We start from the raw sequence: 17,247 nt of genomic DNA, 5'->3' as shown, positions 1-17,247 counted from the left end.
ATGTTAAGGGTCTACCATTCCAATCGTCTGGACGTGCTGGAAGCGTTGATGGAGTTTATCGTCGAACGCGAGCGGCTGGACGATCCTTTCGAGCCAGAGATGATTCTGGTGCAAAGTACCGGTATGGCACAGTGGCTGCAAATGACCCTGTCGCAGAAGTTCGGTATTGCGGCAAACATTGATTTCCCGCTCCCTGCGAGTTTTATCTGGGATATGTTCGTCCGCGTATTGCCGGAGATCCCCAAAGAGAGTGCCTTTAACAAGCAGAGCATGAGCTGGAAACTGATGACTCTGCTGCCGCAACTGTTGGATTGCGAAGATTTTACCCTGTTGCGCCATTACCTGACTGACGATAGTGACAAGCGGAAACTGTTTCAGCTTTCCTCAAAAGCGGCGGACCTGTTTGACCAGTATCTGGTCTATCGCCCGGACTGGCTGGCTCAGTGGGAAGCGGGACATCTGGTTGAAGGGCTGGGAGAAGCGCAGGCCTGGCAAGCTCCATTGTGGAAGGCGCTGGTAGAATATACTGACGAGCTGGGGCAACCTCGTTGGCACCGTGCCAATCTCTATCAACGCTTTATCGAAACGCTGGAGTCTGCAACGACCTGCCCGCCAGGGCTACCTTCGCGCGTATTTATCTGCGGTATTTCCGCATTACCGCCAGTTTATCTACAGGCGTTACAGGCGCTGGGTAAACATATTGAAATCCATCTTCTGTTTACCAACCCTTGCCGTTATTACTGGGGCGATATTAAAGATCCTGCGTATCTGGCGAAACTGCTAACCCGCCAGCGTCGGCACAGCTTTGAAGATCGCGAATTGCCGCTATTTCGCGATAGCGAAAATGCCGGGCAGTTGTTTAACAGCGACGGCGAACAGGATATTGGCAACCCTCTGCTGGCCTCATGGGGCAAGCTGGGGCGAGACTACATCTATCTGCTTGCTGATCTCCAGAGCAGTCAGGAACTGGATGCCTTTGTCGATGTTACTCCAGACAGCCTGCTGCATAACATTCAGTCCGACATTCTGGAACTGGAAAACCGCGCCGTCGCAGGCGTGAACCTTGAAGAGTTTTCCCGCAGCGATAACAAACGGCAGCTCGATCCGCAGGATAACAGCGTCACCTTCCATGTTTGCCATAGCCCGCAGCGCGAAGTTGAAGTCTTGCACGATCGATTGCTGGCGATGCTGGAAGAAGATCCGACACTCACTCCGCGCGATATCATCGTGATGGTGGCTGACATCGATAGCTACAGTCCGTTTATTCAGGCGGTGTTTGGTAGTGCTCCGGCGGATCGTTATCTGCCTTACGCCATTTCCGACCGTCGGGCGCGACAGTCGCATCCGGTACTGGAAGCATTTATCAGCCTGTTATCGTTGCCTGACAGCCGCTTTGTATCGGAGGACGTTTTGGCGCTGCTGGACGTACCGGTGCTGGCGGCGCGGTTTGATATCACCGAAGAAGGGCTGCGTTATTTACGCCAGTGGGTCAATGAATCCGGCATTCGCTGGGGGATTGATGACGACAACGTTCGCGAGCTGGAACTTCCCGCCACCGGGCAACACACCTGGCAATTTGGCCTGACGCGTATGTTGCTGGGCTACGCGATGGAGAGTGCTCAGGGAGAATGGCAATCTGTTCTTCCTTATGATGAGTCGAGCGGCTTAATTGCAGAGCTGGTGGGGCATCTGGCGTCACTGCTGATGCAGCTCAACATCTGGCGTCGCGGGTTGGCACAGGAGCGACCGCTGGAAGAGTGGCTGCCGGTATGCCGCGACATGCTCAATGCTTTCTTCCTGCCGGATGCGGAAACCGAAGCGGCGATGACGCTTATTGAGCAACAGTGGCTGGCTATCATCGCAGAAGGGCTGGGAGCGCAGTATGGCGACGTGGTGCCGCTGTCACTGTTACGTGATGAACTGGCACAACGTCTGGATCAAGAACGTATCAGCCAGCGTTTTCTTGCCGGTCCGGTCAATATTTGTACCCTGATGCCAATGCGTTCCATCCCGTTCAAAGTAGTTTGCCTGCTGGGAATGAACGATGGTGTTTACCCGCGCCAGCTCGCGCCGCTGGGTTTTGATTTAATGAGCCAGAAACCAAAGCGTGGCGACCGCAGTCGTCGCGATGACGACCGCTATCTGTTCCTGGAGGCGTTAATTTCCGCGCAGCAAAAACTCTATATCAGCTATATTGGGCGCTCCATTCAGGATAACAGCGAACGTTTCCCGTCGGTTTTGGTGCAGGAACTGATCGACTACATCGGGCAAAGCCATTATCTGCCGGGCGATGAAGCGCTTAACTGCGATGAAAGTGAGGCGAGGGTGAAAGCGCATCTTACTTGCCTCCATACCCGGATGCCGTTTGATCCGCAAAACTACCAACCCGGTGAGCGACAAAGCTATGCGCGCGAGTGGCTACCGGCAGCCAGCCAGGCAGGCAAGGCGCACTCTGAATTTGTTCAGCCACTGCCGTTTACCTTGCCGGAAACTGTGCCGCTGGAGACGCTACAACGATTCTGGTCACATCCGGTGCGAGCATTTTTCCAGATGCGCTTGCAGGTGAACTTCCGCACCGAAGACAGCGAAATCCCCGACACCGAGCCATTTATTCTGGAGGGACTTAGCCGTTATCAGATCAACCAGCAGCTATTAAATGCATTGGTCGAGCAGGATGATGCCGAACGTTTGTTCCGCCGGTTCCGGGCGGCAGGTGATTTGCCGTATGGCGCATTTGGTGAAATTTTCTGGGAAACGCAGTGCCAGGAGATGCAGCAACTTGCCGACAGAGTCATTGCCTGTCGGCAACCGGGGCAGAGTTTAGAAATCGATCTCACCTGCAATGGCGTGCAAATTACGGGCTGGTTGCCGCAGGTCCAGCCGGATGGTCTGTTGCGCTGGCGTCCCTCTTTGCTCAGTGTGGCACAGGGAATGCAACTTTGGCTGGAACACCTTGTCTACTGTGCCAGCGGTGGTAACGGTGAGAGTCGCCTTTTCCTGCGTAAAGACGGTGAGTGGCGTTTTCCGCCGCTTGCAGCCGAACAGGCTTTACATTACCTCTCACAACTGATTGAAGGGTATCGTGAAGGAATGTCCGCGCCGTTACTGGTGTTACCTGAAAGTGGCGGCGCGTGGCTAAAAACCTGTTATGACGCTGAACACGATGTCATGCTGGATGACGAGTCCACTGTGCAAAAAGCCCGTACGAAATTCCTTCAGGCTTACGAAGGCAACATGATGGTGCGTGGAGAAGGTGACGATATCTGGTATCAGAGGCTCTGGCGGCAATTAACGCCAGAGACAATGGAAGCCATCGTTGAGCAGTCGCAACGTTTCCTGTTACCGCTGTTTCGTTTTAATCAGTCATGAGTGTTGTATAAAAATTGCGCAATCCATTTGCTTACTTTATGATGCGCACCAGTCACGGACTGATGGTTATATAGACATAGGCTGACTTGTTCAGCGCGAGATTAAATTCTGCCGGATGATTTACGTTAACGTGTTGAATCTGGCTGAAAAATAAAGTTGATAATGAGGTCCGTGAATGCCCCGCAGCACCTGGTTCAAAGCAGTACTGTTGTTTGTTGCCCTTTGGGCACCCTTAAGTCAGGCAGAAACGGGATGGCAGCCGATTCAGGAAACCATCCGTAAAAGTGATAAAGATAACCGTCAGTATCAGGCTGTGCGTCTGGATAACGGCATGGTGGTATTGTTGGTTTCTGACCCGCAGGCGGTAAAATCCCTTTCTGCACTGGTGGTGCCCGTTGGATCGCTGGAAGATCCCGAGGCTTATCAGGGGCTGGCACATTATCTTGAACATATGAGCCTGATGGGGTCGAAAAAGTACCCGCAGGCTGACAGTCTGGCCGAATACCTCAAAATGCACGGTGGCAGTCATAACGCCAGCACGGCACCGTATCGCACCGCTTTCTATCTGGAAGTGGAAAATGACGCCTTACCAGGGGCGGTAGACCGCCTGGCGGACGCCATTGCGGAACCTTTACTCGACAAGAAATATGCCGAACGTGAGCGTAATGCAGTGAACGCCGAATTAACTATGGCGCGCACGCGTGACGGGATGCGTATGGCGCAGGTCAGCGCAGAAACCATTAACCCGGCCCACCCTGGTGCAAAGTTTTCTGGTGGCAACCTGGAAACCTTAAGCGACAAACCCGGTAATCCGGTGCAGCAGGCGCTGAAAAATTTCCATGAGAAATATTACTCCGCCAATCTGATGAAGGCTGTTATCTACAGTAACAAACCGCTGCAGGAGCTGGCGAAGATGGCGGCGGACACCTTCGGTCGAGTGCCGAACAAAGAGAGCAAAAAACCGGAAATCACCGTGCCGGTAGTCACCGATGCACAAAAGGGCATTATCATTCATTACGTCCCGGCGTTGCCGCGTAAAGTGCTGCGTGTCGAGTTTCGCATCGATAACAATTCGGCGGAGTTCCGTAGTAAAACTGATGAGTTAATTACCTATCTGATTGGCAATCGCAGCCCAGGAACGCTTTCTGACTGGTTGCAAAAACAGGGATTAGTTGAGGGCATTAGCGCCAACTCCGATCCTATCGTCAATGGCAACAGTGGCGTGTTAGCGATCTCTGCGTCCTTAACCGATAAAGGTCTGGCTAATCGCGATCAGGTTGTAGCGGCTATTTTCAGCTACCTCAATCTGTTACGCGAAAAAGGGATTGATAAACAGTATTTCGATGAACTGGCGAATGTGCTGGATATCGATTTCCGTTATCCGTCAATCACTCGTGATATGGATTACGTCGAGTGGCTGGCAGATACCATGATTCGCGTTCCCGTTGAGCATACGCTGGACGCGGTCAATATAGCCGATCAGTATGATGCTAAAGCAGTAAAAGAACGTCTGGCGATGATGACGCCGCAAAACGCGCGTATCTGGTATATCAGCCCGAAAGAGCCACACAATAAAATGGCTTACTTTGTCGATGCGCCGTATCAGGTCGATAAAATCAGCGAGCAAACTTTCGCTGACTGGCAGAAAAAAGCTGCCGACATAGCGCTCTCCCTGCCGGAGCTTAATCCCTATATTCCTGACGATTTCTCGCTGATTAAATCAGAGAAGAAATACGACCATCCAGAGCTGATTGTTGATGAATCCAATTTGCGTGTGGTGTATGCGCCGAGTCGCTATTTTGTCAGCGAACCAAAAGCCGATGTCAGCCTGATTTTGCGTAACCCGAAAGCGATGGACAGCGCCCGTAACCAGGTGATGTTTGCGCTCAATGATTATCTCGCAGGGTTGGCGCTTGATCAGTTAAGCAACCAGGCGTCGGTTGGCGGCATTAGTTTTTCCACCAATGCTAACAACGGCCTTATGGTTAATGCTAATGGTTACACTCAGCGTCTGCCGCAACTTTTTCAGGCTCTGCTGGAGGGCTACTTTAGCTATACCGCTACACCAGAGCAGCTTGAACAGGCGAAATCCTGGTATAACCAGATGATGGATTCCGCAGAAAAAGGCAAAGCGTTTGAGCAGGCGATTATGCCCGCGCAGATGCTCTCGCAGGTGCCGTACTTCTCGCGAGATGAGCGACGTAAAATTTTGCCCACTATCACCCTGAAAGAGGTGATGGCCTATCGCGACGCCTTAAAATCCGGGGCACGACCAGAGTTCATGGTTATCGGCAACATGACCGAAGCCCAGGCAACAACGCTGGCGCGCGATGTGCAAAAACAGTTAGGGGCTGATGGCTCAGAGTGGTGTCGTAACAAAGATGTCCTGGTCGATAAAAAACAGTCCGTCATTTTTGAAAAAGCCGGTAACAGTACCGACTCCGCACTGGCAGCAGTATTTGTACCGACTGGCTATGATGAATACACCAGTTCAGCCTACAGTTCTCTGTTGGCGCAGATTGTACAACCGTGGTTCTACAATCAGTTGCGTACTGAAGAGCAGTTGGGGTACGCCGTGTTCGCGTTCCCAATGAGCGTGGGACGTCAGTGGGGCATGGGCTTCTTACTGCAAAGTAATGATAAACAGCCTTCGTACCTGTGGGATCGTTACAAGGCCTTTTTCCCAACGGCTGAGGCGAAACTGCGCGCGATGAAGCCAGAAGAGTTCGCGCAAATCCAGCAGGCGGTTATCAGCCAGATGCTACAGGCACCGCAAACGCTGGGCGAAGAAGCATCGAAGTTAAGTAAAGATTTCGATCGCGGCAATATGCGCTTTGATTCGCGTGATAAAATCGTGGCACAGATAAAACTGCTGACGCCGCAAAAACTTGCCGATTTCTTCCATCAGGCAGTGGTCGAGCCGCAAGGCATGGCTATCCTGTCGCAGATTTCCGGCAGCCAGAATGGGAAAGCTGAATATGTGCATCCTGAAGGCTGGAAAGTGTGGGAGAACGTCAGCGCGTTGCAGCAAACAATGCCCCTGATGAGTGAAAAGAATGAGTGATGTCGCTGAGACACTAGATCCTTTGCGCTTGCCCTTACTGGGTGAGCGCCTGATTGAAGCCTCTGCCGGCACAGGCAAAACCTTTACGATAGCAGCGCTCTATTTGCGCCTGTTACTTGGACTAGGTGGTTCTGCTGCCTTTCCCCGCCCGTTGACCGTTGAAGAACTGCTGGTGGTGACCTTTACCGAGGCTGCCACCGCAGAGTTGCGCGGTCGTATCCGTAGCAATATTCATGAGTTGCGCATCGCCTGTCTACGTGAAACCACCGACAACCCTCTGTATGCGCGCCTGCTGGAAGAGATTGACGATAAAGCGCAGGCCGCGCAGTGGCTGCTGTTAGCCGAACGACAGATGGATGAAGCGGCAGTTTTTACCATTCACGGTTTTTGTCAGCGAATGCTCAACCTGAATGCTTTTGAATCCGGTATGTTGTTTGAGCAGCAACTGATTGAAGATGAATCGCTACTGCGCTACCAGGCCTGCGCCGATTTCTGGCGTCGCCACTGCTATCCTCTGCCGCGTGAAATTGCTCAGGTGGTCTTTGAAACATGGAAAGGGCCGCAGGCGTTGCTGCGCGATATTAATCGATATCTGCAAGGGGAAGCGCCAGTTATTAAAGCGCCGCCGCCCGATGATGAAACGCTGGCTTCCCGCCACGCGCAAATTGTGGCGCGTATCGATACCGTAAAACAGCAGTGGCGTGATGCGGTAGGTGAACTGGATGCGCTAATCGAATCTTCAGGTATTGATCGACGCAAGTTTAACCGTAGCAATCAGGCTAAATGGGTTGACAAGATTAGCGCCTGGGCAGAAGAAGAGACCAACAGTTATCAGTTGCCGGAGTCGCTGGAAAAATTCTCTCAGCGTTTCTTAGAAGATCGCACAAAAGCAGGGGGCGAGACACCGCGCCATCCGCTGTTTGAGGCGATCGATCAATTACTTGCTGAACCATTATCGATCCGCGATCTGGTGATCACTCGCGCATTAGCTGAGATCCGTGAAACGGTAGCGCGTGAAAAACGCCGCCGTGGCGAACTGGGTTTTGACGACATGTTAAGTCGGCTGGATTCCGCGTTGTGTAGCGAAAGCGGAGAGGCGCTGGCGACGGCGATCCGCACGCGATTCCCGGTGGCAATGATCGACGAGTTTCAGGATACCGACCCTCAGCAGTACCGGATTTTCCGCCACATCTGGCACCATCAGCCGGAAACTGCATTGTTACTGATTGGTGATCCGAAACAGGCTATTTATGCGTTCCGTGGTGCGGATATCTTCACCTACATGAAGGCGCGTAGCGAAGTTCGCGCTCATTACACGTTGGATACCAACTGGCGTTCCGCACCAGGAATGGTGAACAGTGTGAACACGCTTTTTAGCCAGACTGATGACGCTTTTATGTTTCGCGAAATACCGTTTATTCCTGTGAAATCAGCCGGGAAAAATCAGGCGCTGCGTTTCGTATTTAAAGGTGAAACGCAGCCTTCGATGAAAATGTGGCTGATGGAAGGCGAAAGCTGCGGCGTTGGCGATTATCAAAGTACCATGGCGCAGGTATGCGCCGCGCAAATCCGCGACTGGCTGCAGGCCGGGCAGCGCGGAGACGCGTTGTTGATGAATGGCGATGACGCGCGTCCGGTGCGTGCTTCAGACATCAGTGTGTTGGTGCGCAGCCGCCAGGAGGCCGCCCAGATACGTGATGCCTTAACGCTGCTGGAAATCCCTTCCGTTTACCTTTCGAACCGCGACAGTGTTTTTGAAACTCTGGAAGCGCAGGAGATGCTTTGGCTGTTGCAGGCAGTGATGACGCCTGAACGTGAAAATACTCTGCGTAGCGCGCTGGCAACGTCAATGATGGGGCTGAACGCGCTGGATATCGAAATGCTGAATAATGACGAACATGCCTGGGATGCAGTCGTTGAAGAGTTCGATGGTTATCGACAAATCTGGCGAAAACGCGGCGTTATGCCAATGCTGCGGGCGCTGATGTCGGCGCGCAACATTGCAGAAAACCTGCTGGCAACGGCGGGTGGTGAGCGGCGTCTTACAGATATTTTACATATCAGTGAATTACTTCAGGAAGCGGGAACGCAGCTTGAAAGTGAACATGCGCTGGTACGCTGGTTATCACAGCATATCCTCGAGCCAGACAGTAACGCGTCCAGCCAGCAAATGCGCCTCGAAAGTGACAAACATCTGGTGCAGATTGTTACGATCCACAAGTCGAAAGGACTGGAGTATCCGCTAGTCTGGTTGCCATTTATTACCAATTTCCGCGTCCAGGATCAGGCGTTCTATCACGATCGTCATTCATTTGAGGCTGTTCTGGATCTTAACGCTGCGCCAGAAAGCGTCGATCTCGCTGAGGCCGAACGTCTGGCGGAAGATCTGCGTTTGCTTTATGTGGCGCTGACGCGTTCGGTCTGGCATTGCAGTCTTGGCGTCGCGCCACTGGTGCGCCGTCGAGGCGATAAAAAAGGTGACACCGACGTCCATCAAAGTGCGCTCGGACGCTTGCTGCAAAAAGGGGAACCAAAGGATGCGGCAGGACTTCGCGCCTGTATTGAAGCATTGTGCGATGAGGATATTGCCTGGCAAACGGCACAAACCGGTGATAATCAGCCCTGGCAGGTTAATGATGTTTCTACAGCAGAACTGAATGCGAAGACGTTACAACGTTTACCTGGCGATAACTGGCGGGTCACCAGCTACTCTGGTTTGCAGCAGCGTGGTCACGGTATCGCTCAGGATTTGATGCCACGGCTGGATGTTGACGCCGCAGGTGTGGTCAGCGTCGTTGAAGAACCGACGTTAACACCGCATCAGTTTCCGCGCGGAGCGTCACCGGGGACGTTCTTGCACAGTTTGTTTGAGGATCTGGATTTTACCCAGCCGGTTGAGCCTGACTGGGTGCGGGAAAAACTGGAACTTGGCGGTTTTGAAGCGCATTGGGAACCGGTGTTGACCGAGTGGATCATGGCTGTTCTCCAGGCACCGCTCAATGAAACGGGAGTCAGCCTGAGTCAGCTTTCCGCCCGCGATAAACAGGTGGAGATGGAATTTTATCTGCCAATTAGTGAACCGCTCGTCGCCAGCCAACTTGATGCGCTAATCCGCCAGTTTGACCCGCTTTCTGCTGGCTGCCCGTCGCTGGAGTTCATGCAGGTGCGTGGCATGTTAAAAGGCTTTATCGACCTGGTGTTTCGCCACGAAGGGCGTTATTACCTGCTCGACTATAAATCCAACTGGCTGGGTGAAAACAGCTCAGCATACACCCAACAGGCTATGGCAGCGGCGATGCAAGCACACCGCTATGATCTGCAATATCAGCTTTATACCCTGGCATTGCATCGTTATCTGCGCCATCGCATTGCTGATTACGACTATGAGCGCCACTTTGGCGGCGTTATCTATCTGTTCCTGCGCGGCGTTGATAAAGAGCATCCGCAACAAGGGATTTACGCGACCCGCCCCGATGCCGGGTTGATTGCCCTGATGGATGAGATGTTTGCTGGTATGACCCTGGAGGAGGCGTAATGAAATTGCAAAAGCAATTACTGGAAGCTGTGGAGCACAAACAGCTACGCCCGCTGGACGTGCAGTTTGCCCTGACCGTGGCGGGTGATGAACATCCCGCCGTCACCCTTGCGGCGGCACTGTTAAGTTATGATGCCGGGGAAGGACATGTCTGTTTGCCGCTTTCACGGCTGGAGAACAACGAAGCCTCGCACCCGCTCCTGGCGACCTGCGTCAGTGAAATCGGTGAGCTACAAAACTGGGAAGAGTGTCTGCTGGCTTCACACGCGGTCAGCCGGGGAGATGAGCCTACACCAATAATCCTTTGTGGCGATCGTCTCTATCTCAACCGCATGTGGTGTAACGAGCGCACGGTGGCGCGCTTTTTCAATGAAGTGAATCATGCCATTGAGGTTGATGAAGCTCTACTGGCGCAAACCCTGGACCAACTTTTTCCAGTAAGCGATGACATTAACTGGCAAAAAGTGGCGGCAGCGGTGGCGCTGACGAGGCGGATCTCGGTGATTTCCGGTGGCCCCGGCACCGGTAAAACGACCACCGTGGCGAAGTTGCTGGCAGCGTTAATTCAGATGGCCGACGGTGAACGTTGTCGCATCCGTTTGGCTGCGCCGACGGGGAAAGCCGCCGCGCGCTTAACCGAATCACTTGGCAAAGCTTTGCGCCAGTTACCGCTGACGGATGAACAAAAGAAACGTATTCCGGAAGATGCCAGCACTCTGCACCGCTTGCTGGGCGCGCAGCCGGGCAGTCAGCGTTTACGCCATCATGCGGGTAACCCATTGCATCTTGATGTGTTGGTGGTCGATGAAGCGTCAATGATCGATCTGCCCATGATGTCACGATTGATCGACGCATTGCCCGATCATGCCAGAGTGATCTTTCTTGGCGACCGTGATCAACTGGCCTCTGTTGAGGCTGGGGCTGTTCTTGGCGATATTTGCGCTTATGCCAATGCGGGCTTTACCGCAGAACGAGCGGAGCAGCTAAGTCGCCTGACGGGGAGCTACGTTCCTGCGGGCAGTGGCACAGAGGCGGCATCTTTGCGCGATAGTCTCTGCCTTTTGCAAAAAAGTTACCGTTTCGGCAGCGATTCTGGCATTGGTCAGCTCGCGGCGGCTATCAATCGCGGCGATAAAACGGCAGTAAAAACCGTTTTTCAGCAGGATTTTACTGATATCGAAAAACGGATTTTACAGAGTGGCGAAGATTATATTGCGATGCTTGAGGAAGCTCTTGCGGGTTACGGACGCTATCTGGATCTGCTGCAAGCGCGTGCCGAGCCGGATTTAATTATTCAGGCATTCAATGAATACCAGCTTTTGTGCGCCTTGCGGGAAGGGCCGTTTGGCGTAGCCGGGCTGAATGAGCGAATTGAGCAGTTTATGCAACAGAAGCGCAAAATCCATCGCCATTCACACTCGCGCTGGTACGAAGGCAGGCCGGTGATGATTGCCCGCAATGACAGCGCCCTTGGGTTGTTTAATGGTGATATTGGTATTGCACTGGATCGCGGGCAAGGAACGCGCGTCTGGTTTGCAATGCCGGACGGTAATATCAAGTCAGTGCAACCAAGTCGTTTACCGGAACACGAAACCACGTGGGCGATGACGGTACATAAATCGCAGGGGTCTGAGTTCGACCATGCGGCGTTGATTTTGCCGAGCCAGCGCACGCCGGTCGTGACGCGAGAGCTGGTTTACACCGCAGTGACCCGTGCGCGTCGCCGTTTATCATTGTATGCCGATGAGCGCATATTAAGTGCGGCAATCGCCACACGTACCGAGCGGCGTAGCGGACTGGCAGCGTTATTTAGTTCGCGGGGATAAACGCGAATGCCTGATGCGACGCATGCGCGTCTTATCATGCCCCCGGGCATTGCGCATATCGCATCTGGCGATTTTCATCGCTTACCCTAAATCCGCCATCAGCACTTTGGATTTACGCTGATAGTTGTACATCTGCTTTTTGCTCTCTGGCAGTGAATCAATATCCACCGGGGTAAAACCACGCTCCTGGAACCAGTGAATACTGCGCGTGGTCAGCACAAATAATTTGCTTAAGCCGCTTTGCCTGGCCTGGGCTGCGATACGCTCCAGCAGGACTTCACCACGGGAAGAACTGCGGTAATCCGGGTGTACCGCCACGCAGGCCATTTCGCCAATTTTCTCTTCCGGGAACGGATAGAGCGCAGCGCAGGCAATAGTTGTGTTATCGCGCTGAATAATGGTGAATTTGTCGATTTCCATCTCCAGTTGTTCACGAGAACGACGCACCAGAATACCTTGCTGCTCCAGCGGGCGGATCAACTCCAGAATACCGCCGATATCATTGATTGTTGCGCGACGAATCTGCTCGGCGCTTTCCATCACAATTTGCGTACCGATACCGTCACGTGAGAACAGCTCTTGTAGCAGCGCGCCATCTTCCTGATAACTGATTAAATGACAGCGACGAACACCGCTGCGGCAAGCCTTCACTGCACCACGTAAAAAGCGCACCGTACCGGAGTTGTAATCGCCTTTCTCTTCCTGAGCTTCTACCCGCGATTGCGCTTCGTTGGGGAAAAGCTCGGAGACGATGTCACCGTCGTCATTGGTGACCCCCTGTGAAGAGCAAAAACCAATCATCTTCTCGGCTTTCAGCTTGATGGCGAGTTGAGTGGCAATCTCTTCCGAGGTCAGGTTAAAACTCTCGCCAGTGACCGAAACCGCCACCGGCCCCATCAGCACAATTGCACCGCTGTCCAGTTGGCGATGAATCGCTTCTTCGTCAATCCGCCGGATGCGCCCACTATGACAGTAATCCACGCCGTCATCGACGCCCAGCGGCTGGGCAATAATAAAATTGCCACTGACGACGTTGATATGCGCTCCCTGCAATGGCGTGTTATTAAGGCTCATCGACAGGCGTGCAGTGATGTCCAGTTGTAATGTCCCCGCAGCCTGCTTCACCAGTTCCAGTGTTTTGCCGTCGGTCACACGTATATTTTTGTGATACAGCGGTTCGTGGCGATGCGCTGCCAGATTCGCATCTATTTGTGGACGCGCGCCATAGACCACGACCAGACGGATGCCGAGGCTGTGCAGCAACCCGATATCATTAACGATACTGGAGAAATTTTCATGCTCAATGGCTTCACCGCCGAGCATGATGACAAACGTTTTCCCCCGGTGGGTGTTGATATAGGGAACCGAATGGCGGAATCCCTCGACCAGCTCGGTTTTACGTTCCTTCACCACGGCACACCTCTTTGCATGATTATTCGAAATTAATGTATTTTTATTCTGTTTTTTTGCCGTGTGCAAGTGCAAATTTTATGCGTGAACATTTTTTTTATCAGTAATGCCGTGAATATAAAAAGAATGTTTACCGTTTTATAGATGACAGAATATGCGTCTTTCGCTAAAGTTTCCGGTCAAATTGGTCGTTTACTTGTTACACAGCTTAGATTTATTTGCTCGGGAGAGGCATGTCGGGATCCAACACTGCAATCAGCCGTCGTCGTTTACTGCAAGGCGCGGGTGCCATGTGGCTATTGAGCGTAAGTCAGGTGAGTCTGGCTGCGGTCAGTCAGGTCGTGGCGGTGCGCGTCTGGCCTGCGTCCAGCTATACCCGTGTAACGGTAGAATCAAATCGTCAACTGAAATATAAGCAGTTTGCGTTGAGTAACCCTGAACGCGTGGTAGTGGATATCGAAGATGTAAACCTGAACTCGGTGCTTAAGGGGATGGCTGCGCAAATTCGTGCTGACGACCCGTTCATCAAGTCTGCACGCGTCGGGCAATTTGATCCGCAAACCGTGCGGATGGTTTTTGAGTTAAAGCAAAACGTAAAACCGCAGATGTTTGCCCTCGCGCCAGTTGCCGGGTTTAAAGAGCGTCTGGTGATGGATCTCTACCCGGTCAATGCCCAGGATATGCAGGATCCACTGCTGGCACTGCTGGAGGATTACAACAAAGGCGATCTCGAAAAGCAGGTGCCGCCTGCGCAGAGTGGCCCACAGCCTGGCAAGGCTGGGCGCGATCGTCCTATTGTCATCATGCTTGATCCGGGCCATGGCGGCGAAGACTCCGGCGCGGTGGGGAAATACAAAACGCGTGAAAAAGATGTGGTATTGCAAATTGCCCGCCGTCTGCGCTCTCTGATCGAGAAAGAGGGCAATATGAAGGTGTACATGACGCGTAATGAAGACATCTTCATTCCGTTGCAAGTGCGTGTAGCAAAAGCACAGAAACAACGTGCTGACCTTTTTGTTTCTATCCATGCAGATGCCTTTACCAGCCGCCAGCCGAGCGGTTCTTCCGTGTTTGCACTTTCGACCAAAGGCGCGACCAGTACTGCGGCAAAATATCTGGCACAAACTCAGAACGCCTCGGATTTGATTGGTGGCGTGAGCAAAAGCGGTGACCGCTATGTCGACCACACCATGTTCGATATGGTGCAGTCGCTGACCATTGCCGACAGCCTGAAGTTTGGTAGGGCAGTCCTGAATAAACTTGGCAAAATCAACAAGCTGCATAAGAATCAGGTTGAGCAGGCCGGGTTTGCTGTACTGAAAGCGCCAGATATTCCATCTATTCTCGTCGAAACGGCGTTTATCAGTAACGTTGAGGAAGAGCGCAAACTGAAAACGGCGACTTTCCAGCAGGAAGTTGCAGAGTCTATCCTCGCGGGGATTAAAGCGTATTTTTCTGATGGGGCGACGCTGGCGAGAAGGGGATAGTAAAAAAGCGCTGAATAGCGCTTTTTTTATGGAAGAGCAGAAATAAAAAAACACCCATAAGGGTGCTTAATAATTGGTTGCGGGGGCCGGATTTGAACCGACGACCTTCGGGTTATGAGCCCGACGAGCTACCAGGCTGCTCCACCCCGCGTCCGTGGATGCGCACTATACTCCGCTCGCGTTTTCATGCAACCTTTTTTTTACCCGGATCACGGAATTGGGATGTTTTTGAACAAAAACAAACCACTAAAGCCTATTTTTTGTGCAAAATTTGCGTCAGGGAGCGGCTACGCATTTCATTAAACCCAACGGTTTGTTATCTTCGTTGCGCCTTATTTTTTAACCTGAAGAAGAGAACAATGAAAGGACGTTGGGTAAAGTACCTTCTTATGGGCGCAGTCGTAACGATACTTGCCGCCTGCTCCTCCAAACCAACCGATCGCGGACAGCAATATAAAGACGGGAAATTTACCCAGCCTTTCTCTCTGGTGAACCAGCCAGATGCCGTTGGCGCGCCAATTAACGCCGGTGATTTTGCCGAGCAAATTAACCATATCCGTAACGCGTCGCCGCGTCTGTATGGCAACCAGAGTAATGTTTATAACGCGGTGCAGGAGTGGCTGCGCGCAGGTGGTGATACCCGCAATATGCGTCAGTTTGGCATTGACGCCTGGCAGATGGAAGGGGCGGATAACTACGGCAACGTGCAGTTTACGGGTTACTACACACCGGTAATTCAGGCGCGCCATACTCGCCAGGGCGAGTTTCAGTACCCTATTTACCGTATGCCGCCAAAACGCGGTCGTCTGCCGTCTCGTGCGGAGATCTACGCGGGGGCACTGAGCGATAAATATATCCTTGCTTACAGCAACTCTCTGATGGATAACTTCATTATGGATGTGCAGGGGAGTGGATATATCGATTTTGGTGATGGCAGCCCGCTTAACTTCTTCAGCTATGCCGGAAAGAACGGTCATGCCTATCGCAGTATTGGTAAGGTTTTGATCGATCGTGGCGAAGTGAAAAAAGAAGATATGTCGATGCAGGCGATTCGTCACTGGGGCGAAACGCACAGTGAAGCCGAAGTTCGCGAACTGCTGGAACAGAATCCATCTTTCGTCTTCTTTAAACCGCAATCTTTCGCGCCGGTGAAAGGGGCAAGTGCAGTGCCGCTGGTTGGCCGTGCGTCGGTTGCCTCTGATCGTTCGCTTATCCCACCAGGTACTACCTTGCTGGCAGAAGTGCCGCTGCTGGATAATAACGGCAAATTCAATGGTCAGTACGAACTGCGTCTAATGGTGGCTCTGGATGTCGGTGGCGCAATCAAAGGCCAACACTTCGATATCTATCAGGGGATTGGCCCTGAAGCTGGCCACCGCGCCGGTTGGTACAATCACTATGGTCGTGTCTGGGTGCTGAAAACGGCCCCGGGCGCAGGTAACGTTTTTAGCGGCTGATGTGATATTCTGTACGCCGTTTTTACGGATAAGCCAGGGTGAGGGATAACCTCACCTTTTGATTGTTGACTAACTGCGCGTTGTTCATGCCAGATGCGGCGTGAACGCCTTATCTGGCCTACAAATTATGCAAATTCAATATTTTGCAGGAGTTATGTAGGTCTGATAAGCGTAGCGCATCAGGCATTTATGCGTTTAGGGTGAGGGATAACCTCACCCTTTTTAATTCTGAGGTGCTATGTCTGTTGTAATAAGTGATGCCTGGCGTCAGCGTTTTGGCGGCACAGCGCGTCTGTATGGTGAAAAAGCGTTGCAACTGTTTGCTGATGCGCATATTTGTGTCGTCGGTATCGGTGGTGTCGGTTCCTGGGCGGCGGAAGCTCTGGCGCGAACGGGGATTGGCGCAATCACACTTATTGATATGGATGATGTGTGCGTCACCAATACTAATCGGCAAATTCACGCGCTGCGCGATAACGTCGGGCTGGCAAAAGCTGAAGTGATGGCGGAACGTATTCGCCAGATTAACCCGGAGTGCCGGGTAACGGTGGTGGATGATTTTGTGACGCCGGATAACGTAGCGCAATATATGAGTGCCGGTTATTCGTATGTGATTGATGCCATTGATAGCGTGCGACCTAAAGCGGCGCTGATCGCTTATTGCCGTCGCAATAAAATCCCATTGGTCACGACCGGTGGCGCAGGCGGGCAGATTGATCCGACGCAGATTCAGGTTACTGATCTGGCAAAGACAATTCAGGATCCGCTGGCGGCGAAACTGCGCGAGCGCCTGAAAAGTGATTTTGGCGTGGTGAAAAACAGTAAAGGTAAGCTCGGCGTGGACTGCGTTTTCTCTACCGAAGCACTGGTGTACCCGCAGTCAGACGGTACGGTGTGTGCGATGAAAGCCACGGCAGAAGGGCCGAAGCGGATGGATTGCGCGTCAGGATTTGGCGCGGCAACGATGGTAACCGCCACCTTTGGTTTTGTTGCGGTTTCTCATGCGCTGAAGAAGATGATGGCGAAAGCGGCGCGTCAGGGGTAAACATTAGGTCGGAGGCGACGTCTGGTGCGTCTTATCCGACCTTGAACGTGCAAC

Annotated in this window: 8 protein-coding genes and 1 tRNA gene; 7 read left to right on the top strand and 2 right to left on the bottom strand. The window is 52.6% G+C overall.

The genetic code is table 11. From position 1 onward, the window contains the following. The 4 genes from recC (at position 1) to recD (ending at position 11,794) form a co-directional block, all read left to right on the top strand. On the top strand, positions 1-3,369 hold the full coding sequence (recC, locus tag A31E_RS09000) for an exodeoxyribonuclease V subunit gamma (protein ID WP_016249146.1): 3,369 nt from the start codon (positions 1-3) through the stop codon (positions 3,367-3,369). A gap of 175 nt (positions 3,370-3,544) precedes the next feature. Continuing rightward, positions 3,545-6,433, top strand: a complete 2,889-nt coding sequence (ptrA, locus tag A31E_RS09005; protein WP_016249145.1) for a pitrilysin — start codon at positions 3,545-3,547, stop codon at positions 6,431-6,433. After that, positions 6,426-9,968, top strand: coding sequence for an exodeoxyribonuclease V subunit beta (recB, locus tag A31E_RS09010; RefSeq protein ID WP_016249144.1), 3,543 nt, complete (start codon positions 6,426-6,428; stop codon positions 9,966-9,968). The genes ptrA and recB overlap by 8 nt, the downstream gene beginning before the upstream one ends. Then, entirely contained in the window at positions 9,968-11,794 is a 1,827-nt protein-coding gene (gene recD, locus A31E_RS09015; RefSeq protein ID WP_016249143.1) for an exodeoxyribonuclease V subunit alpha, read from the top strand. The genes recB and recD overlap by 1 nt, the downstream gene beginning before the upstream one ends. Positions 11,795-11,875: 81 nt before the next feature. Here the strand turns inward: recD and argA are convergent, their stop codons facing one another. Next, positions 11,876-13,207, bottom strand: coding sequence for an amino-acid N-acetyltransferase (argA, locus tag A31E_RS09020; protein WP_000237970.1), 1,332 nt, complete (start codon positions 13,205-13,207; stop codon positions 11,876-11,878). A 230-nt stretch (positions 13,208-13,437) separates the two neighbouring features. Here argA and amiC point away from each other — a divergent pair, with 230 nt between their 5' ends. Further along, on the top strand, positions 13,438-14,691 hold the full coding sequence (amiC, locus tag A31E_RS09025; RefSeq protein WP_000016909.1) for an N-acetylmuramoyl-L-alanine amidase AmiC: 1,254 nt from the start codon (positions 13,438-13,440) through the stop codon (positions 14,689-14,691). Between the two features lie 74 nt (positions 14,692-14,765). Here the strand turns inward: amiC and A31E_RS09030 are convergent. Then, a tRNA-Met gene (locus A31E_RS09030) sits at positions 14,766-14,842 on the bottom strand. Positions 14,843-15,050: 208 nt separating this feature from the next. Between A31E_RS09030 and mltA the strand changes: the two genes are divergently transcribed. Together mltA and tcdA are read left to right on the top strand one after the other, a co-directional pair. Then, positions 15,051-16,148, top strand: a complete 1,098-nt coding sequence (gene mltA / locus A31E_RS09035) for a murein transglycosylase A (RefSeq protein ID WP_000678632.1) — start codon at positions 15,051-15,053, stop codon at positions 16,146-16,148. A gap of 238 nt (positions 16,149-16,386) precedes the next feature. Continuing rightward, a complete protein-coding gene (gene tcdA, locus A31E_RS09040) occupies positions 16,387-17,193 on the top strand; it encodes a tRNA cyclic N6-threonylcarbamoyladenosine(37) synthase TcdA (RefSeq protein WP_000117724.1) in 807 nt (268 codons plus the stop codon). Positions 17,194-17,247: the final 54 nt, after the last annotated feature.

It is taken from the genome of Escherichia sp. KTE159, assembly GCF_000408805.1.
Taxonomy (GTDB): Bacteria; Pseudomonadota; Gammaproteobacteria; order Enterobacterales; family Enterobacteriaceae; genus Escherichia; species Escherichia marmotae.
This window is presented reverse-complemented; position numbering and strand designations above follow the sequence as displayed.